This window comes from Shewanella sp. YQ_9, from assembly GCF_043103185.1.
Taxonomy (GTDB): Bacteria; Pseudomonadota; Gammaproteobacteria; order Enterobacterales; family Shewanellaceae; genus Shewanella; species Shewanella algae.
Window position 1 is genome coordinate 30,604 of record NZ_JBICJO010000019.1, and the last position, 21,207, is coordinate 51,810.

A 21,207-nucleotide genomic window follows, 5' to 3' on the forward strand; every position below is an offset into this window, starting at 1 on the left:
CGCCTAAACAGCTTAATTGCCGCCGGCGGCAATTAAGCTAACGTTTACGTCAATCTTGCAGGTTTATCTTTTTCATTTCAGTCATGTAACCGCGAAGTTCGGCACCGACATATTCGACGGCCGTATGACGAATCGCTTCGTTGACCTCGATCAGACGCAGATTATCAACCCCATTGCCCGAATCCTTGAGACCGGCGCCCAGGACCTCGGGAGAGAGGGCGTTAACATAGTCACGCAGCAGCGGCACGGCGGCATGGTTGAACAAGTAACAGCCATATTCGGCGGTATCCGAGATCACTACGTTCATCTCATAGAGGCGTTTGCGGGCTATGGTGTTGGCAATCAGCGGCGTCTCGTGCAGCGACTCGTAATAGGCCGACTCTTCGATGATCCCGGCATCCACCATGGTATCGAACGCCAGTTCCACCCCGGCCTTGATCATGGCCACCAGGAAGATCCCCTTGTCGAAATAGGTCTGCTCATCTATCTGCTCGGCGCAGGTCGGCGCCTTTTCAAAGCCGGTGTTATTGGTCTCTTCACGCCAGCGCAGCAAATTGGCGTCGTCATTGGCCCAGTCGGCCATCATAGTGGCGGAAAACTCGCCGCTGATGATGTCGTCCATATGTTTTTCAAACAGCGGAGTCAGCAACACCTTAAGCTCTTCGGCAATCTCAAACGCCTTGATCTTGGCCGGGTTGGACAGGCGATCCATCATATTGGTGATACCGCCATGCTTGAGCGCCTCTGTGATGGTTTCCCAGCCCTGCTGGATAAGCTTGGCGGCATAACCCGGCTCAACGCCATCGGCCACCATCTTGTCATAACCCAGAATCGCTCCCGTCTGCAGCATGCCGCAGAGAATGGTCTGCTCGCCCATCAGATCAGACTTCACCTCGGCGATAAACGAGGAGTGCAGCACGCCGGCGCGATCGCCGCCGGTAGCACTGGCATAGGCCTTGGCTATCTCCAGGCCGTCGCCATTGGGATCATTCTCAGGATGCACTGCGATCAGTGTCGGTACCCCAAAGCCACGCTTGTATTCCTCACGCACTTCAGTACCGGGGCACTTGGGCGCCACCATGATGACAGTAATGTCCGGGCGCACCTGCATCCCCTCTTCCACTATGTTGAAGCCATGGGAATAGGACAGGGTCGCACCTTGCTTCATCAAGGGCATTACCGCATTGACCACAGGAGTGTGCTGCTTGTCAGGTGTCAGGTTCAGTACCAGATCGGCCCCGGGGATCAGCTCTTCGAAGGTGCCTACCTTGAAACCGTTTTCGGTGGCTCGCTGCCAGGAGGCGCGTTTCTCGGCGATGGCTTCGCTGCGCAGGGCATAGGCGATGTTCAGCCCTGAGTCACGCATGTTCAACCCCTGATTGAGCCCCTGGGCACCACAGCCAAGGATGACAATATTCCAGTCCTTGATATAGTCACAGCCGTTTTCAAACTCGCTGCGCTCCATAAAACGGCACTGGCTCAGCTGTGCCAACTGCTGCCGCAGATTCAGGGTATTGAAGTAATTTGCCATCTTAGCCACCTGTTTAACCGAATTCCTGGGACCAAGCCGAAACGGCTCAGTGATGCAAATCACTATAGCCCATGGTTTAAATTGCTTGAAATGATATATTCGGCATGTCATGTTGCACAAAACGCAATAATAAGAGAGGCAAAACGGCATGGATATTCGGGCGATAAAACTCTATCTGGATCTCTGCGACACCCTGCATTTTTCCCGCACCGCCACCCGGATGCATGTCAGCCCTTCAACCTTAAGCCGCACCTTGCAAAGGCTGGAAGATGAAGTGGGCAGCAAGCTGCTGGAGCGGGACAACCGCAGCGTTACCCTGACCCACGCAGGCGAAGCCTTTCGCCGCTTCGCCAGCCAGACATTGACTCAGTGGCAGGAGCTGCGCCGCGAGCTGGATCCGCAGCAAAAGCTGCTGAGGGGCACATTGCAACTCTATTGCTCAGTCACAGCCGCCTACAGCCACCTGCCGGCCCTATTGGATAAGTTTCGCCGCCAGCAGCCCCTGGTCGATATCAAACTCACCACGGGTGATGCCGCCGATGCGGTGCAGGAAATTCAGCAGCAGAGGGCGGATATCGCCATCGCCGCTCTGCCGCAGGACTTTCCGCCGAGTCTGCACTTTGCCCCCATAGGAGAGGTGCCACTGTCGATTATCGCGCCCACCATCAACTGTCAGTTGCAGTCGCTGCTGGCGCAAAATCCTATTCCCTGGGAGCAACTGCCCTTTATCGTGCCAGACCACGGCCCCGGGCGTTTACGGGCCGAGCGCTGGTTCAAGGCGATGGGGATCAAGGCCAATATCTATGCCCAGGTATCGGGCCACGAGGCGATAGTGCCCATGGTGGCTCTGGGCTGCGGTGTCAGCATCACTCCGGATGTCGTGGTAGCCAACAGTCCACTGGGCGAGAGGATAAAAATCCTGGCCTCACCGGCCGAGATAGCCCCCTTTGAACTGGGGTGCTGCTGCAAGGCCAAGCGGCGCCAGGATCCCTTGGTGAGTGCGTTTCTGGAAGTGATTTAGCTAAGGAAGGTGCAAACAAGTCCCATGCGTGCTCTGCGTCGGCTTACAGGCCTGGATACAAGGCGTGGTTCGCAGCAAATGGCCCTAGTCCTTTGCAAGAAGCACAACACAGCAGGCAGGCTTGTAAGCCACGCCCTTCGGGGCTTGCACAGCAATCGGCTCTCTGCGTTATCCGACTTCGACAGGCCCCGGCATGCCTTCAGTCAGATGCCTTGAATGCCAATTGCTGTGTAAGCCAGAGTGCCGCGAGGACTTATTCGCACCTTCCCTAAGCTCGGCTTGGAAAGTCGGGCGTGCTTTACCGCCTATGACTGAGCCCTCTGCAAAATGCATAACTCAGTCTATGGTCTGTATGCCACGCCCTTTAAGCTTGCCTTAAATATCGAGTGACTCTTCATCCTTGGGCAGTTGATCTTCCTGAGGCAAGAGGCGGGTAACCAGCAACTGGTCTACCTTGTAGGCATCTATGTCCACCACCTCAAACTTATAACCTGCGTAGTTGACCGAGTCGGTGCGCTTGGGGATCTTGCGTAATGTGTACATCATAAACCCGGCGATGGTTTCATAGTTTTGGTTTTGCGGGAACTCCTCAATACCAAAGGCACGCATCACGTCGGTTATCGGCGTCACCCCGTCCACCAGCCAGGAGTTGGCGTCGCGGGGCACTATCTGCTCTTCACTTTCATGCAGCGACCAGGCGCCCATTACCGCACTTTGCAGATCGTCAGTAGTCACTATCCCCACCACCAGGGCGTATTCATTCATCACCACGGCAAAGTCGGCCCTGTGATGACGGAAGTACTCCATGGCTTCCGACAGGCTCAGGGTGTCGGGAATGATCAGGCTGCTGCGCACTAACGAGGTATCTTTCAAATCTATCTTGCGACCGTTGATCACCCGGATCAGCAGCTCCTTGGCGTCTACCACCCCTTTAATATTGTCAAGCTGACCATCACAGACCAAAAACTTGTTGTGCGGATCTTCGGCGATTTTTTTCTTGATAGTGTCTTCGTCATCCTGCAGCAGAAAATACACCAGGCTCTCACGGGCGGTCATCGCAGAGGTAACACTGACAGATTGCATCTCGAACACATTCTCTATCATCTGCTGTTCGCCCTTATCCAACACACCGGCCTCGGCACCGGCATCCATGATGGCGTAGATATCGTCCGGGGTGATCTCATCATTGCGGGCAGTGGGGATCTGCAATAGCTTGAAGATACCGTTGGCCATGCCGTTGAAGATCCACACAAAGGGGCGCAGTAGGGTGATGCATATCAGCATGGGGTTCACCAAGTTAACCGCCACTTTCTCCGGTAAGGCCATGGCGACCCGCTTTGGCATCAGGTCGGCAATCAGAATAAACAGGCTGGTCACCAGCACGAAGGACAACACAAAGCTTAGCTGTCCGACCCAAGCCTGAGGGATCACATGGGCCAAAGCCGCTGCGAAGTAAGGGGTAAAAGCAGACTCACCGACAATCCCCCCCATGATGGCGACGGCATTGAGACCAATCTGCACTACGGTGAAAAAACTGCCCGGAGTGGTTTGCAACGCCAATACTTTTTCGGCGCGCAAGTCTCCCTCCTCGGCCATCTGCCGTAAACGGATTTTACGGGATGCTGCCAGAGCAATTTCAGACATGGAAAAAAAACAGCTAGTTCCGATCAGGCAAAAGATAATCACCAAATTATCGAATAAACTCATACAACACCTTAGGTTAGTTACAAAGCGCTTCTATGCCGTGCCCTTATCCAGGCCTGAAAATGGAATGACTGGGAGGTCAGAAAGGCGAACTGGTTACCGGTATGGACATTTACATTGCGAATTGAGTGGCTTTGCTATACTCCAAGAAACCCATTGCAGGCCTCTTTTACCGGAATGAAGTTCACATTATATCCGTTTGCGGCATTTTTGACAGTGATGCTTATCTCACCGGTTTCAATGGCTGAAGAAGACTCTAACGGCATTAAGTTAAGGATATGTGTCGAAGAGTCTGAATTTCCCCCCTTCAATTACTTTTCCAGAGTCGATGGTTACAAGACCCACGATAGTGACGGCTATGACATTCAGCTGCTTTATCGGCTGTTTACGCCACCACGCTGGCAGCTGCAAATCATCACCCTTCCCTGGCCAAGGTGCATGCTGGAAGTGGAACAGGGCAAGATAGACGCTGCCATGAGCGCCTCGGCCAATCCCGAGCGACGGCGAAAGTTCCTGCTGTCGCGCTCCTATTACTATCTCACCCCAGGGGTGGTCTTTCTCAAGCGTCGTTTCCCGCAGGGCTTGAGGTTCAACTCACTGACCGAGCTGGCACAGCTGGGCACAGTTTGCGGCATTCGCGGTTTCAATTATCGTAACTTCGGTTGGGACAACTCTCAGCCATTGTCCCTGAGCAAAGATCTGCCGTTGATCCCCGAATTATTGATCCGGGGCCGGTGTGACTTCTTTCTGGCACGACTGGAGATTTTCAGCGGCACCTTGAAACTGATGGATCGCGATCCACAGGTCATAGGGCTGGCAACGCAAGCCATTCCCAACACTCGGCCAGAACCCTTCTATATGCTGGTTTCCAGGCAAAGCCCACACAAGATGGCGCTGCTGGAAGAGTTCAATACCGGTGTAACCCAATTGGAAAAAAGTGGCGAACTGCAGCTGTTACTGCAAACATTCACCGGCCACTGATCCCCCGCGTTACTCCGTCAGAAACCAAGTGTTATTCCGACAGAAACCAAGTGTTGCGTCCCAAATGCTTGGCCTGATAAAGCGCCTTGTCTGCCACTCGAATAACCTCACTCAAATCCTGTTCATCCCGGGGCAGAAGTGCCAGCCCAAGACTTATGGTGACTATGCCTGCGGGCGATGCTGCGTGAGAGATCTGCAACGCCCTGACTCGATTCAACAGGGTTTCAGCCAAATCCTTGGCTTGCCGGCGGTCGACTCCCGGCAAGACCAGAGCAAATTCCTCGCCGCCGACCCTGGCCAACAAGGCTGATTCAGGAAGCGCTTTTTGCATGGTCTGCGCCAGGCGCTGCAGCACACTGTCACCGGCCGGATGACCGAAACTGTCGTTGAAGGCCTTGAAGTAATCCACATCCAGCATGATCAGTGCACCGGCTTCTTCCGAGGCCAGCAGCCGCGCCAGAGATTCGGTAAAGGGGCGGCGATTGGCCAACCCGGTAAGTTCATCGGTTTCCGACAGCTGCTTGAGCTTGTGATTCAGCCCCAACAGTTCCCGCTGCAGCCCCAGCATCTGCAAGTCCCTGCGCTCCCTGACCAAGAGTTCATTGAGCGCAGCGGCAAACTGGGTCAGCATGGCACGGCGGGACTGTGGCCACGGCTGAGGTGATTGACCATTACTCAGCGACAATACCCCCAACAGATCGTGACCATCGGTAATGGCAAACAGTGCCAGGGAACGTAACTGCAACTGCTTGAGCAGACGATATTCCGCATCCGCCTCTGGCCTCAGGGTTTCCACATCTTCCACCACCATCATCTGGCGGGAGTTGAGCTGCTCTGAAAAACGATTCAACTCACTGATATCTATGTAGCGTGAAGCCTGAGGGTCACCCCGGCGGCTCCAGACACTGCGGTAGCAGAGTTGCTGCTCTTTTATCTCCAACAAGGCGACCCGTTCGACGGCAAACAATTCGGCAATCTGACGGCCAACATCGGCCAGGGCCTGATTGACTTCTCCCGGCTGCAACTTCAAAAATTGTAATGACAGATCCGCCAACAACTCATTGGCTCTGGCCTGCCAAGCCAGCTCCTTATGGCTTAGCTCTACCAACTCAGACAACTGCCTTTGCCCCCGGGCCAGATGTCTCTGTTGCCAACGTTTGCGGGCAAAATCGGTTCTAATACGTCGATACATCTGCTCTATGGCGCGGGCGACACTGCCAATTTCATCCTGATTCGCCGCACCAACCGCATCGGGCAAGGGCACTTTTCGCGGTTGCCCCAAATCTATGCGGTTGACGTATGCGGCCAGTGCCGCCAATCTTCCGGTAACCAGGCTACGTACAAGCGTCAGGATCACATAGATCATCAGCAGGGTTTTCAAGCCATTACCCACGACGATCAGAATCATCTGTCGCCACAACTCATAATAGAGTTGGTTGCGGCTGCGCTGAACCTTGAGCTCACCTATCTGTTGCTGACGGTAGATGATTGGAAACAGAAAGGTCTCATTATCCTGGGCCTGATTATTTCCCACCTGCAGGGCAATCCCGTCGGCACTGGACAAAGACGCGCCGGAAACATAGGGCTGCATGCCTATGCCAATCAGTATGTCCCGCAGCAGCTTATGGTCCACATCCCAAATGGCCTGCGCCATGCCGGGCAGATTTGCCTCGACATATTCATGTAACCTGCGATTGCTGCCTTCAACACCATCCTGATAGTTCCAGAACAGCTGGGCCGCCATGGTCACCAAGGCAAAAAATGAACTGACACCTATGATAACCAGGGTCATCTTGTGACTGATGACGGAGCTTTGTTTCAATGCGTTACTTCCGATGTCTGTTGGTACCAGGCGAGCAGTGCCCGCCAATTTCGTTGCTCGAGTAGATTGAAAGGCTCAGTGCCCGGCACCAGAAGCCTGAACATTGGGGGAACCTTCTCATTCCATGGCCTGGCCTCGCTGTCGTCACGGATGCGCCTGAGCGCCTCTGCCCCCGCCAGCAAATGACCGCCGCCCAAGACACTGATGTGCCCCTGACTACGCCAATCAAGTACCTTGGAGGAAGTATTGATACTGGCGATGAAAATATCCTCTCCAGGCCTGAGCCCCTTGTCCTCCAATGCCGCAATGGCACCAAAGGCCATATGATCATTGGCGGTCCAAATCCCTTCCAGCCCAGGGTAACGATTCAGCAACACCTGGGTCTGCGCCCTGGCTCTCTGTTCTTGCCAGTGACCATAGACGAGTTGCAGCGGTTCTATCCCCGCCTGCCGAAAACCGTTTAAAGCCCCTTGAGTCCGTTCGATAGACGCCGGTGTTCCCTTGTCACCTGAGATCAATAATACCTTGCCCTGCCGCTTATTCCCCATTTGCATTAACAGCGCCTGGGCGGTCAGAAAACCTATTCGTTCATTGTCCGGAACCAATGGTGGCAGCAAATGCTGCTGCCAATAAGGCTCCTGCAACAACGAATGACGCGCCTTGGGCTCAATATCATTGAGCAGCAGCAGCGTTTTAAAGGGTAGCCCTTCAAAGGCTGCCAGCATTTTTGCGGCAACATTTTTTTCATTGACCAAAATGACATACCGGGGCAATAGCTCGCGAGCCGCCAACTCTTGTGCCAGGGCTATCATCCTGAAATGATCCCTGTTGGCATGCAGTATTTCCAACTCAATGTTGAGCTCGGCCGCCGCCACCAACATCAGCTTATCTATATCGCCCCAGAAACTCTCCTGAGCAGAGCCTGGATTAATAAAGCTAACCCGTAACGGCTGAGCTTGAGCCAATACCTTGGTCGGGTAGTTTAGAAAAACCGTCAGCAAAAGCAGAAAAAGGGAAAGGAGTTTACGTGGTGGAGTGAATAAATCACCCCACCACGTATTAAATAGACTCAACAGCAAGGCATCCATCCCCCAGCAAACAATGCATATCGTATACCGGAGAATTAAAACACAGATGGGCTGCCCTTGTGGAGATTAATTAACCTCTGGCAGACTTTCCAGAAGCTGATAACCCATTTCGTTGAGTTGATCATTAACGCAAGTCAGCAGATATTCCTGACGTTCTTCGGCTGGCACCGCGTCTTCATCGGCCATTTGCAAACAGGCTTGCTGCAGTTGTTGAATATCGGTTTCACTGGCTTGAGGCAGGGCGTTTTCTTCATCGGCTGCCAGGGCAGCACCACTGAGTAACATACCGGCCAGCAGCAGAGTTAAGCTTTTCATCTTGTTTCCTTGTGTGAGTATAGTGCCATCCCATGGGGCAGCACAGAGAAGTCTCACACAATCTATCAGTAGATTTTACATTCAGATAACGAGAAATTTTTGCCGTGACAGTGACCTTTTTTATCCGTTAAACAAGTGAATTAGCGCCTGCGATGTCACCCAAAGGCATGCCGGTGCAACTCTATTTGCGCCAGCTTTTCCGGCTGGGAAAACAGGTATCCCTGCAGACCATCATAGGGTACCAACTCCATCGCCAAAAATTGCTCCAGCGTCTCTACCTTTTCAACAATCACCTTAACCTGAGCCTGATTTTTTAATTGATATATATAGTCAATAAAATCCAGCCTGACTTTTTCTGATTTTTCAAAACCGCGGGGAAGGATCAATTTGATATAATCGACGCAAGCAGTATTAATCCAATGCCGTCTCAAATCACCTTTAGGCTCAAAGTCATCCAAAGCAAATTTAACACCAAAATCATGTAACTTGGCGATACTGGCAAAAGCAGTTGTAGCAATCTTGGCTGACAAACGTTCCGTAATTTCAACAACCAACTCTACCTCTTGTTGTTTCAATGTTTCTTTTAGCCAAACCAATTCAGCCTCTAAAGAGGAGATGATTCTAGCTTCTATATTGATAAACAGCCGTGCAATTTTGTGGCCAGCCAAGGCCAAAACATCGAGATGCCTGTAATCAATAGCCGCCAATTGATGCAACTGCTCCAGAGATAAATTCAATAGCTCTTTTTGATGCAGATTAGCATAGAAGCCTTCCACACTTAAGCATAGCTTTCCAGGCCTGAATAATACTTCATAAGCCACCTCTTGGGCACAGCCGCTTATTTTTCTGGCAACTATCTCCTGAAAATGGGCTTCAGTTAATGGTGCGTTATTGTACTCATTAAACAGCTTGCCTATGCTGCCCGACTCATTGCCGGAATCCGTATTGTCACATCTCTGCTGCGTGAGCATGTTTCCCCCTTGATAGCACTGAACAGCAACAACCCGGCAAACAGACCAGCATTCGGTTAACACTATGCATTTTGCGGGATCAAGGCAGAGATTCTCACCAGTGGAGTTAATCCCGCAGTTATAAAAACTAATAAATGGAGCCTAAGGGATACCCACTATTGACAACACAGGCATTGAGCTTAAGAATCAATAACTTGCAAAATTAACACTCTATTGATTAATGAAACATTATCTCAACAACAGGATTTTTTATTACTTATTATTAGGGCGTAAAACATGTAGAAACTTAAATTAAAAACAAAAACAATAGGAATAAAAATGGACATCACTAAAGGTAGGAAAATAATCACAGCTCGCCAAAACAACGACAACCCAATTATCAAAACAGACACCAAAGGATATAAATGTTCAATTCCAGAATTTTATATATTAAAAGAGCTATACCTCAGTCGAGGCCAAGCAGTAAGCAGAGATAAACTCTTGGATGCCGGCTGGCATGGAAGAATTGTTTCCCCCAATTCCATTCCAGTTGCCATTGCCAATCTGAGAAGAATATTCAGAGAGATTTCCGGCAACAACATTATATTCACCAAGAAAGGTTTTGGTTACGGCCTTGATACACTTCAGGGCAATATCCAGCTGGAGTTCATCAATGACAACATCAATCCCGTTTATACTGAAGCGGTAACGCCTACCCCACAAAAGACCAACTTCAGCTTAAGACGAATTCTGTATATCACAAGCATATCATTGGCATTATTCTTTGTACCATTCGCAATAACAAAAGCGCTGACACACACACCACCCAGAATAAAAATATACACCAACGGAATAAATAAGATAATTACTATATCAAGGATCAAGAACACAATAGACAAGCAAGCCATAAACTCAGTCATTGAAGAACTAAACTATCAACTCATTGGCACTGTAGACTTCTATGAAATTGGGAGAACAATAAAGGATAACAGAGACACTATTATCTTGAGCCATAGATCAGGTTTATTTTCGATCGACTGCATTAATAAATCGCATAACAGTATTAATACCTATGTCAGTTATGCAGATGCCTCAATACTCAATAAGCTGAAGGATGGAACTGTATGCCAAAGTTAAAGAAACTGCTGCCAATCACCATCCCTCTAACCCTCTTGCTGAGTTCCATCATCATTAACCTTCTATATGACTATCACGAGGTTCAGGACATAGATGGCATGTACCAGATGATCAAGGAAGTAGAAGGCCCTGATAAGCAGGTCAAGCGCATCACTTTTTCCCTCTACATAGATATTGATTCAGAAAGCTTCTGGGGGCTGTTGCAACTGAGTGACAACAAAGAAAAAACGGATGGGAAAATACTCTTTTCCGGCAAGGTCTCCAGGCTGGTACTGCACGACAATGCAGTTCAGGTCGAACAGGTTAAAGTCTACCCTGTCTCAGCCGATTCGCTGGAAGTCTTGTTTGCCAACCCTGCACTGTCACTGTTGAAGCTCTTGCTGGCGACTGACTATAAAGTGGTGTGGCACTACACTTTGGTCGACCAAATTTTCTGCTTCTCCAATGAAACAGACACCAGTCTAAGGTGTATGAAGAAAGTCATCTAATCCCGCCTTCCAGGGTGATAGCTATTGGTGCAGTCCATTCCCGGGTTCTGGAAACCTCTGTCGATAAGGCCAGAACCGCTATTCCCTCAAGCCACTGTAAATCCAGGCAACTGCTACACTCTACTGAATCAGGGAAGCGCACTACAAAGGAACTGTTATGCCCATAGCCAGAGTTGCCACCCGAGCCGCCAAAGGTGTGGAGGCGCCTCAGGTACTGGTCGAAGCTCACCTCTCCAACGGCCTGCCGGCCTTCAATCTGGTGGGGTTGCCGGAAGCTTCGGTCAAGGAAGCCAGAGAAAGAGTCCGCAGCGCCATAATCAATGCGGGTTTTGAATTCCCCATGCGCAGGATCACCATCAATCTGGCACCGGCCGATCTGCCCAAGCAAGGTGGACGTTACGACCTTCCTATTGCCATTGGTATTCTGGCAGCATCCGGGCAACTGCCACTGAAATCTCTGGACGATCATGAATTTGTCGGTGAGCTTGGGCTGTCCGGTGAGGTCAGGCACTGCACTGGTATCCTGCCGGTGATCATCGCCGCCCGTCAAAGAGGCATCAAACTGGTGTTGCCACAGGATAACCGCAGTGAGGCGGATTTGGTGGGCTACCGGCAATGTTGCCTGGCCCAGCACCTGCAACATATCGCCGCCTATCTGCATGGACAGCAAACCCTGCCGGGGATAGTACCGGGAACCGAATGGCTGGAACAGTCCAAGCCGCACTCGAGTGACTGCCTGTCGGAGGTCATAGGCCAATATCAAGCCAAACAAGCACTGGAAATCGCTGCCGCCGGCGGGCATAACCTGCTGATGCTGGGGCCACCTGGCACAGGCAAAACCATGCTAGCCAGCCGGATAATCTCACTCCTGCCCCCCATGAGTTATGAAGAGGCGCTGGAAGTGGCTGCGATTCATTCAGTGGCCGGTATGGCTACTGAGCCGGGGGAGTTTTATCGCCGCCCGTTTCGCGCTCCGCACCACACCAGCTCCGCCATCTCTTTGGTGGGTGGCGGCTCGATTCCCAAACCCGGCGAGATTTCACTGGCTCACCTGGGAGTGCTGTTTCTCGATGAAATTGCCGAGTTTCCCCGCAAGGTACTCGACTGCTTGCGTGAACCCATGGAAACCGGCCATGTCATCATCTCCCGCGCCGCAGCCAAACTGCGCTTCGATGCCCGTTTTCAACTCATCGCCGCCATGAATCCCAGCCCCTGTGGTGATGCCGGCCCGGGAAGCCGCGCCAGCCCAGAGCAGATCCGCCGTTACCTGGCCCGGCTGTCAGGCCCTTTCATTGACAGATTCGACCTCACCATTGAGGTGCCCAAACTCCCGCCAGGCGCCTTGACCTCAGAGGCGGCGCAAGGTGAAACCAGTGAGCAGATAGCCGCCAGAGTCGCTGCGGCCAGGGAACTACAACTCAGCCGCGCCGGCGTACTCAATAGTCAGTTGGGCAGTAAGGCATTGAAGCAGGCAGGTTTCAAACCCGGCGATCTGGCGTTTCTCGAACAGAGTGTCAATCAGCTGGGATTATCGGTGCGCAGCTTTCATCGGCTGCAACGAGTGGCGCGCACCATAGCCGATCTGCAGCTCAGCCCCATGGTCGAGCGGCGCCATCTGGCCCAGGCCCTGGGTTATCGGGCGATGGACCGTTTGCTGGCCAGCCTGCAACAGCTCTGATCTCTGCTCTTATATCCTGGTTGTATCCAGGTCATGTCATAGTAGCGTCATAAATTGGTAGCAAAATTATGCCATCAGCCCCTGTTTACTCTTGAAAAGATGTCCAAGCCTCAAATTTCACTCGCTCAGATCCGCGCCTTCTGTGCTCTGGCGCAGCAGCGCAGTTTTAAAGAGGCCGCCGAACACCTGCAAGTATCGCAACCCTCTATCATCAATCAGATAGCCTCTTTGGAAGAAGCCTATGGCGCCAAGCTATTTCTGCGCCAGCGGGAAAATAATCGCCTGACCCAGCTCGGGGTGGCGCTGTTGCCTTCATTCAGGGCAATACTCAGCCAGTTGAAAGAAGCCGAGTTCATTTTGCTTTCTCACAGCATAAGCCAAACCGGCGAGCTGCATATCGCCGCCGTCAACCCTGTCAGACTGTCGGCCATAGTGCGCGAGTTTCGGCTTATTTACCCCAACATCAAGGTCAATATCACCTTTGCCGCCTCCAACAAGGTATTGCAGCTGCTGGAGACAGAAGCTGTGGATGCCGGTTTCTTTGTTCTGCCGCAGAGTCAGCCAGGGCTGCAGGCTTTCCATTATTATCGCTATAAGCTGATGGCGATTTTGCCAAGAGACCATCGGCTGTGTCGTAAGGACACCCTGAGCATAGAAGACTTTGCCAATGAGGAGCTATTGATCCGCGAGCCAGGTTCCCTGACCCGCAAGCTGTTTCTTGGCGCGCTGCAAAACGCGGGCATTGTCCCTCAGCTTGCCTATGAACTGGGCAGCCGCGAATCGGTGCGCGAAGCTGTCGCCCAGGGCCTGGGTATCTCTGTGGTAGCCGAGGATGAGCATACGCCCCACGAACAGATAGTAACCAAGCGGATTGTCAGTGACCAGCTCAAGGCCAGCAGCAGCCTGGTGGTGCACAATAAACAGCTCAACTCCCCCATGATAAAAACCCTGATAGCCCTAGTCGCCCAGCACAAGGATACCCAGATAAGTGTTTGATCCCGGCTTGCCGGCACTGGTTAAACGCAATCCAGCCATACAAAAAAGCAGCCCTTTCCTGCTGGAGAATAAGAGCTGCTTAACAGTGATTTTACTTGAATATCAGGGCCGCTCACCCCGTGCCAATCTGGCGTTGATATCCAGCACTACCTCAGGCAACTGCGCAATAGTATCAATGATGTAGTGCGCCCCTGCAGCAGCCAGATTGACAGAAGCGGTACGGCGGGCAAACACCTTGTCGGCCTCTGTAGCAGCCAGAAAGTCTGCCAGTGTCATACCGGATTCGTTACCGGAAAGACTCAGACCTACAGTCCACATGCCGGCACTGCGCCCTTCGTGAATGCCAGGCGCCGAATCATCCACCTTGAGGCAATGTCCAACATCGGCAATCCCCAGATTGAGCACGTTTTGCAGCGCCATCCAAGGGCCTGGACGGCCACCGGCACTGAGTTCACCGGTAGCGACCACAGAGTCGGGAACAAAGCCGCGCGCCTTGGCCGCCGGCAACAACTCAGCCATCACTTCCCTCGGATAACCGCTGCAAGAACCTATTTTGATCTCTTGCTGCCTGAGCCAGGCCACTGTCTCCAGCGTCCCCGGGATAAGGTCGGCAAACTCGCCGACCTTGGCAATTTGCAACGGCATAAAACGCCGGTAGATAGCATCGACATCCTCATCACTCATGGGACGGCCAAATTGCACCAACCAGCGTTCGGCGATGGCTGGAGTATCACCCAGAGCGCGAATATGGTCCCACTTGCCCAACCCCATGGGGCCACGGGCTTCCTTGAGTGAAAGTTCGAAATCATAGGCCTGGGCAAAGGCCTCGACAAAGATACTGGTCGGTGCAAAGGAACCAAAGTCCACTGTAGTTCCGGCCCAATCGAATATCACACCCGCTACTTTTGACATGAAATTACCTCATCCATCTGAAAACTTTGTTGATAGAGCGCCAGCAGGCGCTGCGGGTCGCCGCTGAAGTTGCGCCCTCGCTGACCATCGGCCGCTTCGGCTACCAGTGCCAGCCACTGCTGGGGCCGATAACCATAACGTCTGGGGTCAACATCGATACCCAGCCTGAGCAGTAGCTGTTCCAACCGCTCTGCGGCCAATAGTGGCGGGCAACCAAAAATCTGCTCCAACAGCGGCTGTACGTGAGTATCGCCACTCATGGCGCGGATGATCATCGGCAGAGTAAAGCTACATGCTTGGCCGTGGCTGACCCCTTTTTCCAACGTCACCCGGTAGGAGATGTTATGTGCCAGTGAGGTCTTGGTATTGGAAAATGCCAATCCGGCAAACAGAGAGGCCAGCTGCAGTGTCTCCCGTAGTGCCAGTTCATGACTGCAAAGCTTAAGCCTAGGTAGCTGAGATAAAATCATCTGTGCAGCTCTCACTGCATATTGACTGCTCAGCGGATTCCGGTTGTGATTCCAAAGGCTTTCCAGCGCATGAGACAGGGCATCGAGTGCGGTAGAAATGCTGAGATTCAGTGGCAAACTCAAGGTCAACTCGGGCTCCAACAAGGCGCTCCGGGCATAAAGCGCCGGGTGCGCCAAGGAGTGCTTACGCTGCGTCTCGGGATCCCAAACCGTGGCCCAGCAGGTCACTTCGCTGCCGGTACCCGAGGTGGTGGGAATCGCGATATAGGGCAAGGGCGCCACTGGCTCGGTTCCATTGAGCATGGCTCTCAGGCGGTCAAAATCGCCCCCTGTGGCACAAAGTACCTTGCAGGCATCTATCACCGAGCCCCCGCCCAACGCCAACAGCAGCGCTGGCTTGGCTGGCAGGGCCTGTAATTGCCGACACAGACGCTGCAGGTTGGCCAGTGAAGGATTGTCTTCCACATCGGTCAAGCAAGCCAGTGGTGGCCTACCGGCTGCGGCAATCACCCGCTCTGCCATGGTCGTAAACGTCTGCCCTGGGTGGGTCAGCAGCACGTAGTCTTGTTGTGCCACCCGGGATTCAAGGGCGCGCAGGGCCCCCAGCCCTGTAATTATCTCTACAGGATTGTGATATCTGTACATCTTGTTGTGGTCCTGAAATCAGCGAATAAAACTGCGTAATCTGGCGGAGATGATGTCGGTAGCAAACACCAGCAAGAGGATAACCAGCACACAAGCGGCGGTATTCTCATACTCGAATAACTTCATGGTGGTCATCAGCTCAAAGCCTATGCCTCCGGCGCCGACCATTCCCAGAATAGTGGAGATACGGATATTGGCTTCCAGGCGGTACAGCACCACCCCGATCCATGCCGGCAATACCTGCGGCAGTATGCCAAACAGCACGATTTTCGGCGTCGAGCAACCTGAGGCGCGCATCGCCTCTATCGGGCCCTGATCTATCTCTTCAATCGCTTCAGAGAAGAACTTGCCCACCATGCCTGCACCATGCACTGCCAACGCCAGCACACCGGCAAAGGGCCCAAGGCCAACGGCGGCCACGAAGATCAGTGCCAGAATAATTTCATTTATGCCCCTGAGCACGTTCAGCACCTGACGACTGCTGTGATAGAGCCAGGCGTTGGGTGACAAATTACGGGCAGCCAGCAAGCTGACCGGCACGGCCAACACTATGGACAACAGAGTCCCCAACAGCGCAATTTGCAAGGTCTGCAGCGCCGGGCCTATCAGGTTGTCAGTGATATAGCTTAGATTGGGAGGCAACATGCGGCCGATAAAGTCGGCTATCCAGGGCAGTCCCTGCATTAATTTGCCAATTTCAGTGTCTGTACCTGTCACCGTCCAGCTGAGTGTGGCCAGCGAGACCAAAGCTATGGGCAGCAACACCCACCAGCCCATCGGGCCACGTGGCGCATTGGCCACAAATCGATACTGTTTCAACATAGGGCCTCCTTCAACACCGGTGCGCCGGCCTTCTTGCGCCGCAGTTCCTCGGCGGTGCGACTGACCAACTTGGCAATGCCTTCATCTTCCAGGCCGGGATAGATCTGCGCCACTATCTCGGGGGTCAGCTCCTCGGGCTTGCCGTTGAAGACTATGTGGCCGCCGGAGATCCCTATGATCCTTTGGCCGAATTCCATGGCGTAATCTATCTGGTGCAGGTTGCAGAGCACGGCGATGTTGTTCTTGCGGCTCACTTCGCGGATATACCCCAGGATCTGCCTTGAGGTCTTGGGATCGAGACTGGCCACTGGCTCGTCGGCCAATATAAGGTCAGGCTCCTGGGCCAGCGCCCTGGCGATGCCAACCCTTTGCTGCTGGCCGCCGCTGAGGTTATCGGCGCGATTCCAGGCCTTCTCCTCCAGTCCAACCTGGGCGATGGCGTTCAATGCCGCCTCCACATCCTGTTTGGGAAACAGCTGCAACAGACAGGCCCAGAAGGGGATCTTGGCCATGCGCCCGGTGAGCACGTTTTTGATTACAGATAAACGATCAACAAGATTATGATGCTGAAACACCATCGCAATTCGCTGAGATAATATTCGGTAGGCATGCTTGTCTCCCACTGGATAGGACTCGCCGTCGATCAACACCTCACCGCTGGAAGGCGGCGTCAGGCGGTTGATGCAACGCAGCAGCGTGGACTTTCCCGCCCCCGAGGGGCCGAGTACCACGACAAACTCACCGGCTTCGACCTTGAAGTTGATATCTTCCAATACCCGGGTCTCGCCGTATGCTTTACTCAAGTTTCTGACTTCAATCATCTTTCTGACCCTGCCATTACTGCCGTGCCAACTTGGCAGCTTCGCGGACAACATCGTATGCGGCATCATCTGTAGCCACATAGCGATTGACCTCACCCTGATCGCCGAACTGCAGATTCTTCAGGCTCTGGAAGGCAGTGCGGATCTTCTGCTTGTCTTCTTCGGCCAGGTCTTTACGCCAGACCATGGGAGACTCGGGGATAGCCGGCGAGCGCCAAACCACACGGTATTCCTCACTGCCGATCATGCCTTTGTCGACGGCGGCACTGAGGATCCTGTCGGCCACAGTCGCAGCATCCACCCGGCGATTTTTCACTGCCAGTATGTTGGCATCGTGAGCCCCTGTGTAGATGAGGTTGGCAAAGTCGTCTTTGGGTTCAATACCGGCATGCTTCAATCCCACCATAGGAAACACATAACCCGAGGTGGAAGTAGGGTCGACAAAGGCGAAGTCTTTACCCTTAAGATCCTGAATATCTTTGATATCTGAATCGGCTCTGGCGATGATCTGGCTGTGATAGGCCACAGCGCCCTTCTTCTTGGTTTCGGCCACCACAAAGGCCTCAACATCCGTGACTTGAGTCGCCTTGACATAAGAGAAGGGACCCAGATAGGCGATATCAATATGCTTGGCTCTCAGCGCTTCTATCACCCCGTTGTAGTCGGTAGCAACAAAGCCTTCGACCTTAACCCCCAATTGTTTACCCAGTTCATCCATCAGCGCCTGTGACTGTTTGATCATGGCGCGGGAATCTTCCGATGGGATCAAGGCTATTTTCAGCGACTCCAATGCCAGCGCGCTTTGGCTGAAAAGAGCCGCCCCGGTAAGGCTCAGAGTGAGCAGCAGTTGATTGAGCTTGTTCATCTTGTTTTCCTCGCTGTGCTATTGAACCTGCGCCTGCCGGCGTAACAGAAACGTCATTATTACGTCATATCAAGACAGAACTGTGACAACCCCAGGCGCAGCCATTGAATTAAAAGGCGTACTGGAACCTGGCCCGCAGTTCACTGCCGCTGAACTCGTTCCCCAGCAGGTCCTCGGCTTCACCCTTGGAGTAGTTGAGGCCCAAACGGACATTTTTATCTGCGTAGTAGTTCACCCCCAGGGTGTACATATTGCCGTCGTACACTTGAGTGCTCTTGTCCAGGCCAATATCACCATAATTGCCGTCGCCCTGTTCGAACCTCAATACCAGCTCCCAGGCACCATAGGCATTGCCCGGTTTGACCCGGCCGAAGTTGCCTTGCTTGTAAGGACGGGATTCCCCGGTAATCACCCAGCCGCCCTGAACATAGAAACCGTCGAGATCTTCATCGCCGAACTCGCTGCCGAAGTATTCCGCCTGCAAATGCAAAGGGCCGCTACTGGCCGCCAGTTCCAGGCCATAGCCCTTGACCTCATCTTCGCTGACATCGGCATCACGCTGGGTGTAGCTGGCGCCTAAGTGAATAACGGCATCACCTACTTGGTAGGGGGTATAAGTAAAGCGACCTGTCATCGCCTTATGTTCGAAGTCGTTGCCACCGTCGCCATCTGACTCAAATACCCCCAGGGCATAGGTCCAGTTGCTTCCGACACCGTGCAGTTTGACCCCGAGCGCCCGGCCCGGACTGTGCAGTTCAGTCATGGCACTGCGTTCGAGGGCTGAAATATCCTTGGAGCTCATCAGGCGTTCCAGGCCGAAAGGCTCGGCCTGTTTACCTATGGTGATCTGCGCCTGTTTGCCAAATCCCAGGTAGCTCAGATAGAGGTCTTCGGCATTGCCCCCCTTGCCGCCGTCACTCTCGGCAATGTTGAACTGCGCCTTGTAACCCCAGTCACCGACATGCCCTTTGGCATACAAACGTGCCCGGCGCACATCGAAGTCCTCGGTATCGAGCTGGTTATCTTTTGATTCGGTGGCGTCATAGTCGAATTGCAAGCGACCACCCAACTGAAAAGTGGCCGATTTGTCGTGATTGGCGACCTTGATGCCGCCATCAGTATTCAGAGTAAATTGCAACGGAGCCGATTCTTCGGCCAGGGCTGGAGTCGCCGCCATCATGGGCAGCAACAGGCAAGCTAAGGTGGAGCGCATTTCATAGGTCCTCGTCTGTGTTCGAATGCAGCCATTCTCAACAGAGGCAATGACACTCGGGTGACCCGGGGCTTGCTTTTGCCTAGCCGTAATTAACTAAAACTGAATCAGGATTCACAGCCCCGTCATTAGCTTTCACTGAAATAAACCGGGAACCCATAACCGGGGAAGAGGCAGATACCCACTTGCCTTCCCTATAAAGCAAGGAGCTAACAATGAAAACTTCACCCCTGAGTCTCAGCCTATTGCTGCTGGCCGCGGCCGGCGCCCAGGCGAGCGACAATCCGCTGTCCAGGTTTGAGATGACAGACAATGCTGCGATTTCCGGTTACAACTCAGAGAAGTTGTCCGGGGTAACCGCGGCTCAATGTGCCAGTGCCTGTCTTGAGGAAGGACGCAGTTGGTGCGTCTCTTTTGATTATCACAAACAGAATCAATCCTGCGATCTCAGCGACAAACGCGCGGCCGACGTCGGTGGACTCAAGACAGATTATCCCGGTAACCCCTATGCCCATTACAGCTTAAAGCCAAGTTCACTCGAACAGTTTGTTCATGTGGAGCAAGCCTTTTTACCCGGGTACAACAGCGAACAGCTGCCCGGCCTGAGCGCAGAGGCCTGTGCCGATGCCTGTGTCGATGATCAGAGAAGCTATTGGTGTCAGTCATTCAACTACCACACCCAAAGCGGTAATTGCAGCCTCAGCAGCCAGAGAGCCGCCGACGTAGGTGGCCTGCAGCTCAATAAGGGGCAACAGCCGATGGACTACTATGAGCGCTTCGACAGCCACGGCATCAAGAACCCGATACCCGGTAATAAACACATTCTGGTGATAGGACTGGACGGTTTGAGGGGCGATGCCATCCAATGTGAGGATTGCGCCGAGACGCCGGCACTGGATAGCCTGATTGCAACAGGCGCCTTTCACAACAATCTGCTGGCCGGTGGACACCAGTCCACCTTCAGTGGGCCGGGTTGGTCCAGCGTCTTCACCGGATTCTGGGCCGATAAACACGGCGTCCACTCCAACGACAGCAGCTTGGTGCTGCAAAAACCTCATGTCTTTGATCTGATAAAACAGGCCTACCCTACCGCAACCACGGCGCTGGTTGCCGATTGGTTCAATCTGACCCACAACCTGAAACCCGCCAAGGCCGATCTCGTGGTCAGCAATGCCAACAAGAACTCACAACAGGCTACAGACACGGTCAAACAGTGGCTGGGCTGGCAAAACCCACCCACGGCCATCTTCTACTATCTGCATAACACAGATATTCATACCCATGCCTATGCACCACTGCATCCCACCTATCAGCAAAAGATACGCGACGAAGATCAGCAGATAGCCCAAGTGCTGCAAGCGCTGACCTCAAGGCCCAACTATCAGGACGAAGAGTGGTTGATTCTGGTGACTTCAGATCACGGCGGTTTGGGAACCGGTCATGGCGGTCAGAGTACCGGCGAGCGCAATACCTTTCTGATCCTCAACAACAGCCTGGATAACCCGGGCATTAGCCCCTATTGCCAGGGAGATTTAAGCCAAACCGCCATGACGCAGGTCGATGGCGTGACCCCACATATCCTCGATTTCCTCGAGCTTGGCAACAACACTGAAGGTGTTATACATCCAAGCTGTGGTAAACATTAACCAGCCGATGGGTGAACACTGAGTTCAGTGCTCACCCATCAATTCACTTGGCTTCAGACTAGGTACAGGCCGCCTTTGTTACAGTAAAACGCCATTTCACTG

19 protein-coding genes are annotated in these 21,207 nt (G+C 53.1%); 7 read left to right on the forward strand and 12 right to left on the reverse strand.

Annotated elements, in window-relative coordinates; genetic code table 11:
- Nucleotides 1-49: 49 nt before the first annotated feature.
- A complete protein-coding gene (gene ilvC / locus ACF8D4_RS05260) occupies nucleotides 50-1,531 on the reverse strand; it encodes a ketol-acid reductoisomerase (protein ID WP_392464724.1) in 1,482 nt (493 codons plus the stop codon).
- Nucleotides 1,532-1,679: 148 nt separating this feature from the next.
- On the opposite strand from ilvC, the gene ilvY reads away from it, so the two are divergent.
- Nucleotides 1,680-2,552: an HTH-type transcriptional activator IlvY gene (gene ilvY, locus ACF8D4_RS05265; RefSeq protein ID WP_392464725.1), complete on the forward strand. Its 873-nt coding sequence runs from the start codon at nucleotides 1,680-1,682 to the stop codon at nucleotides 2,550-2,552.
- Nucleotides 2,553-2,927: 375 nt separating this feature from the next.
- On the opposite strand, the gene ACF8D4_RS05270 is transcribed toward ilvY, so the two are convergent.
- Entirely contained in the window at nucleotides 2,928-4,259 is a 1,332-nt protein-coding gene (locus ACF8D4_RS05270; protein WP_025889658.1) for a hemolysin family protein, read from the reverse strand.
- A gap of 174 nt (nucleotides 4,260-4,433) precedes the next feature.
- Here ACF8D4_RS05270 and ACF8D4_RS05275 point away from each other — a divergent pair, with 174 nt between their 5' ends.
- Entirely contained in the window at nucleotides 4,434-5,237 is an 804-nt protein-coding gene (locus tag ACF8D4_RS05275; RefSeq protein WP_025010073.1) for an ABC transporter substrate-binding protein, read from the forward strand.
- Nucleotides 5,238-5,268: 31 nt separating this feature from the next.
- On the opposite strand, the gene ACF8D4_RS05280 is transcribed toward ACF8D4_RS05275, so the two are convergent.
- From ACF8D4_RS05280 to ACF8D4_RS05295, 4 genes are all read right to left on the reverse strand, one after another.
- Entirely contained in the window at nucleotides 5,269-7,059 is a 1,791-nt protein-coding gene (locus ACF8D4_RS05280; protein WP_392464726.1) for a diguanylate cyclase domain-containing protein, read from the reverse strand.
- Nucleotides 7,056-8,024, reverse strand: a complete 969-nt coding sequence (locus ACF8D4_RS05285) for an ABC transporter substrate-binding protein (RefSeq protein ID WP_264920444.1) — start codon at nucleotides 8,022-8,024, stop codon at nucleotides 7,056-7,058. The genes ACF8D4_RS05280 and ACF8D4_RS05285 overlap by 4 nt, the downstream gene beginning before the upstream one ends.
- 189 nt (nucleotides 8,025-8,213) lie before the next feature.
- Nucleotides 8,214-8,462 carry a hypothetical protein gene (locus tag ACF8D4_RS05290; RefSeq protein ID WP_025010076.1) on the reverse strand — a complete coding sequence of 83 codons (249 nt, stop codon included), beginning with the start codon at nucleotides 8,460-8,462 and terminating at the stop codon, nucleotides 8,214-8,216.
- 155 nt (nucleotides 8,463-8,617) lie between these two features.
- Nucleotides 8,618-9,433 carry an EAL domain-containing protein gene (locus tag ACF8D4_RS05295; RefSeq protein WP_144226303.1) on the reverse strand — a complete coding sequence of 272 codons (816 nt, stop codon included), beginning with the start codon at nucleotides 9,431-9,433 and terminating at the stop codon, nucleotides 8,618-8,620.
- A gap of 318 nt (nucleotides 9,434-9,751) precedes the next feature.
- On the opposite strand from ACF8D4_RS05295, the gene ACF8D4_RS05300 reads away from it, so the two are divergent.
- The 4 genes from ACF8D4_RS05300 to ACF8D4_RS05315 all read left to right on the forward strand — a co-directional run bounded on the left by ACF8D4_RS05300 (nucleotide 9,752) and on the right by ACF8D4_RS05315 (nucleotide 13,711).
- Nucleotides 9,752-10,549, forward strand: coding sequence for a winged helix-turn-helix domain-containing protein (locus ACF8D4_RS05300; protein ID WP_025010078.1), 798 nt, complete (start codon nucleotides 9,752-9,754; stop codon nucleotides 10,547-10,549).
- Nucleotides 10,537-11,037, forward strand: coding sequence for a hypothetical protein (locus ACF8D4_RS05305; RefSeq protein ID WP_054744206.1), 501 nt, complete (start codon nucleotides 10,537-10,539; stop codon nucleotides 11,035-11,037). Before ACF8D4_RS05300 ends, ACF8D4_RS05305 begins: the two co-directional genes overlap by 13 nt.
- A gap of 157 nt (nucleotides 11,038-11,194) precedes the next feature.
- Nucleotides 11,195-12,715 (forward strand): YifB family Mg chelatase-like AAA ATPase, encoded by a 1,521-nt coding sequence (locus tag ACF8D4_RS05310; RefSeq protein WP_025889653.1) that lies wholly within the window; start codon nucleotides 11,195-11,197, stop codon nucleotides 12,713-12,715.
- A 99-nt stretch (nucleotides 12,716-12,814) separates the two neighbouring features.
- On the forward strand, nucleotides 12,815-13,711 hold the full coding sequence (locus tag ACF8D4_RS05315) for a LysR substrate-binding domain-containing protein (protein ID WP_096142469.1): 897 nt from the start codon (nucleotides 12,815-12,817) through the stop codon (nucleotides 13,709-13,711).
- Between the two features lie 102 nt (nucleotides 13,712-13,813).
- Here ACF8D4_RS05315 and phnX read toward each other — a convergent pair whose 3' ends face one another.
- The 6 genes from phnX to ACF8D4_RS05345 form a co-directional block, all read right to left on the reverse strand.
- Nucleotides 13,814-14,623, reverse strand: coding sequence for a phosphonoacetaldehyde hydrolase (gene phnX, locus ACF8D4_RS05320; RefSeq protein WP_054744203.1), 810 nt, complete (start codon nucleotides 14,621-14,623; stop codon nucleotides 13,814-13,816).
- Entirely contained in the window at nucleotides 14,611-15,738 is a 1,128-nt protein-coding gene (locus tag ACF8D4_RS05325) for a phosphonoacetaldehyde reductase (RefSeq protein WP_156018594.1), read from the reverse strand. The genes phnX and ACF8D4_RS05325 overlap by 13 nt, the downstream gene beginning before the upstream one ends.
- Nucleotides 15,739-15,756: 18 nt before the next feature.
- The gene (gene phnE / locus ACF8D4_RS05330) at nucleotides 15,757-16,560 is read right to left on the reverse strand and encodes a phosphonate ABC transporter, permease protein PhnE (RefSeq protein ID WP_156018593.1); all 804 of its coding nucleotides are present in this window, start codon (nucleotides 16,558-16,560) and stop codon (nucleotides 15,757-15,759) included.
- Entirely contained in the window at nucleotides 16,554-17,381 is an 828-nt protein-coding gene (phnC, locus tag ACF8D4_RS05335; protein WP_025010083.1) for a phosphonate ABC transporter ATP-binding protein, read from the reverse strand. Before phnC ends, phnE begins: the two co-directional genes overlap by 7 nt.
- A gap of 16 nt (nucleotides 17,382-17,397) precedes the next feature.
- The gene (phnD, locus tag ACF8D4_RS05340; protein WP_208160205.1) at nucleotides 17,398-18,246 is read right to left on the reverse strand and encodes a phosphonate ABC transporter substrate-binding protein; all 849 of its coding nucleotides are present in this window, start codon (nucleotides 18,244-18,246) and stop codon (nucleotides 17,398-17,400) included.
- 109 nt (nucleotides 18,247-18,355) lie between these two features.
- On the reverse strand, nucleotides 18,356-19,459 hold the full coding sequence (locus tag ACF8D4_RS05345) for an OprO/OprP family phosphate-selective porin (RefSeq protein WP_107352470.1): 1,104 nt from the start codon (nucleotides 19,457-19,459) through the stop codon (nucleotides 18,356-18,358).
- Nucleotides 19,460-19,674: 215 nt separating this feature from the next.
- Between ACF8D4_RS05345 and ACF8D4_RS05350 the strand changes: the two genes are divergently transcribed.
- On the forward strand, nucleotides 19,675-21,105 hold the full coding sequence (locus ACF8D4_RS05350) for a PAN domain-containing protein (RefSeq protein WP_144438922.1): 1,431 nt from the start codon (nucleotides 19,675-19,677) through the stop codon (nucleotides 21,103-21,105).
- Nucleotides 21,106-21,207: the final 102 nt, after the last annotated feature.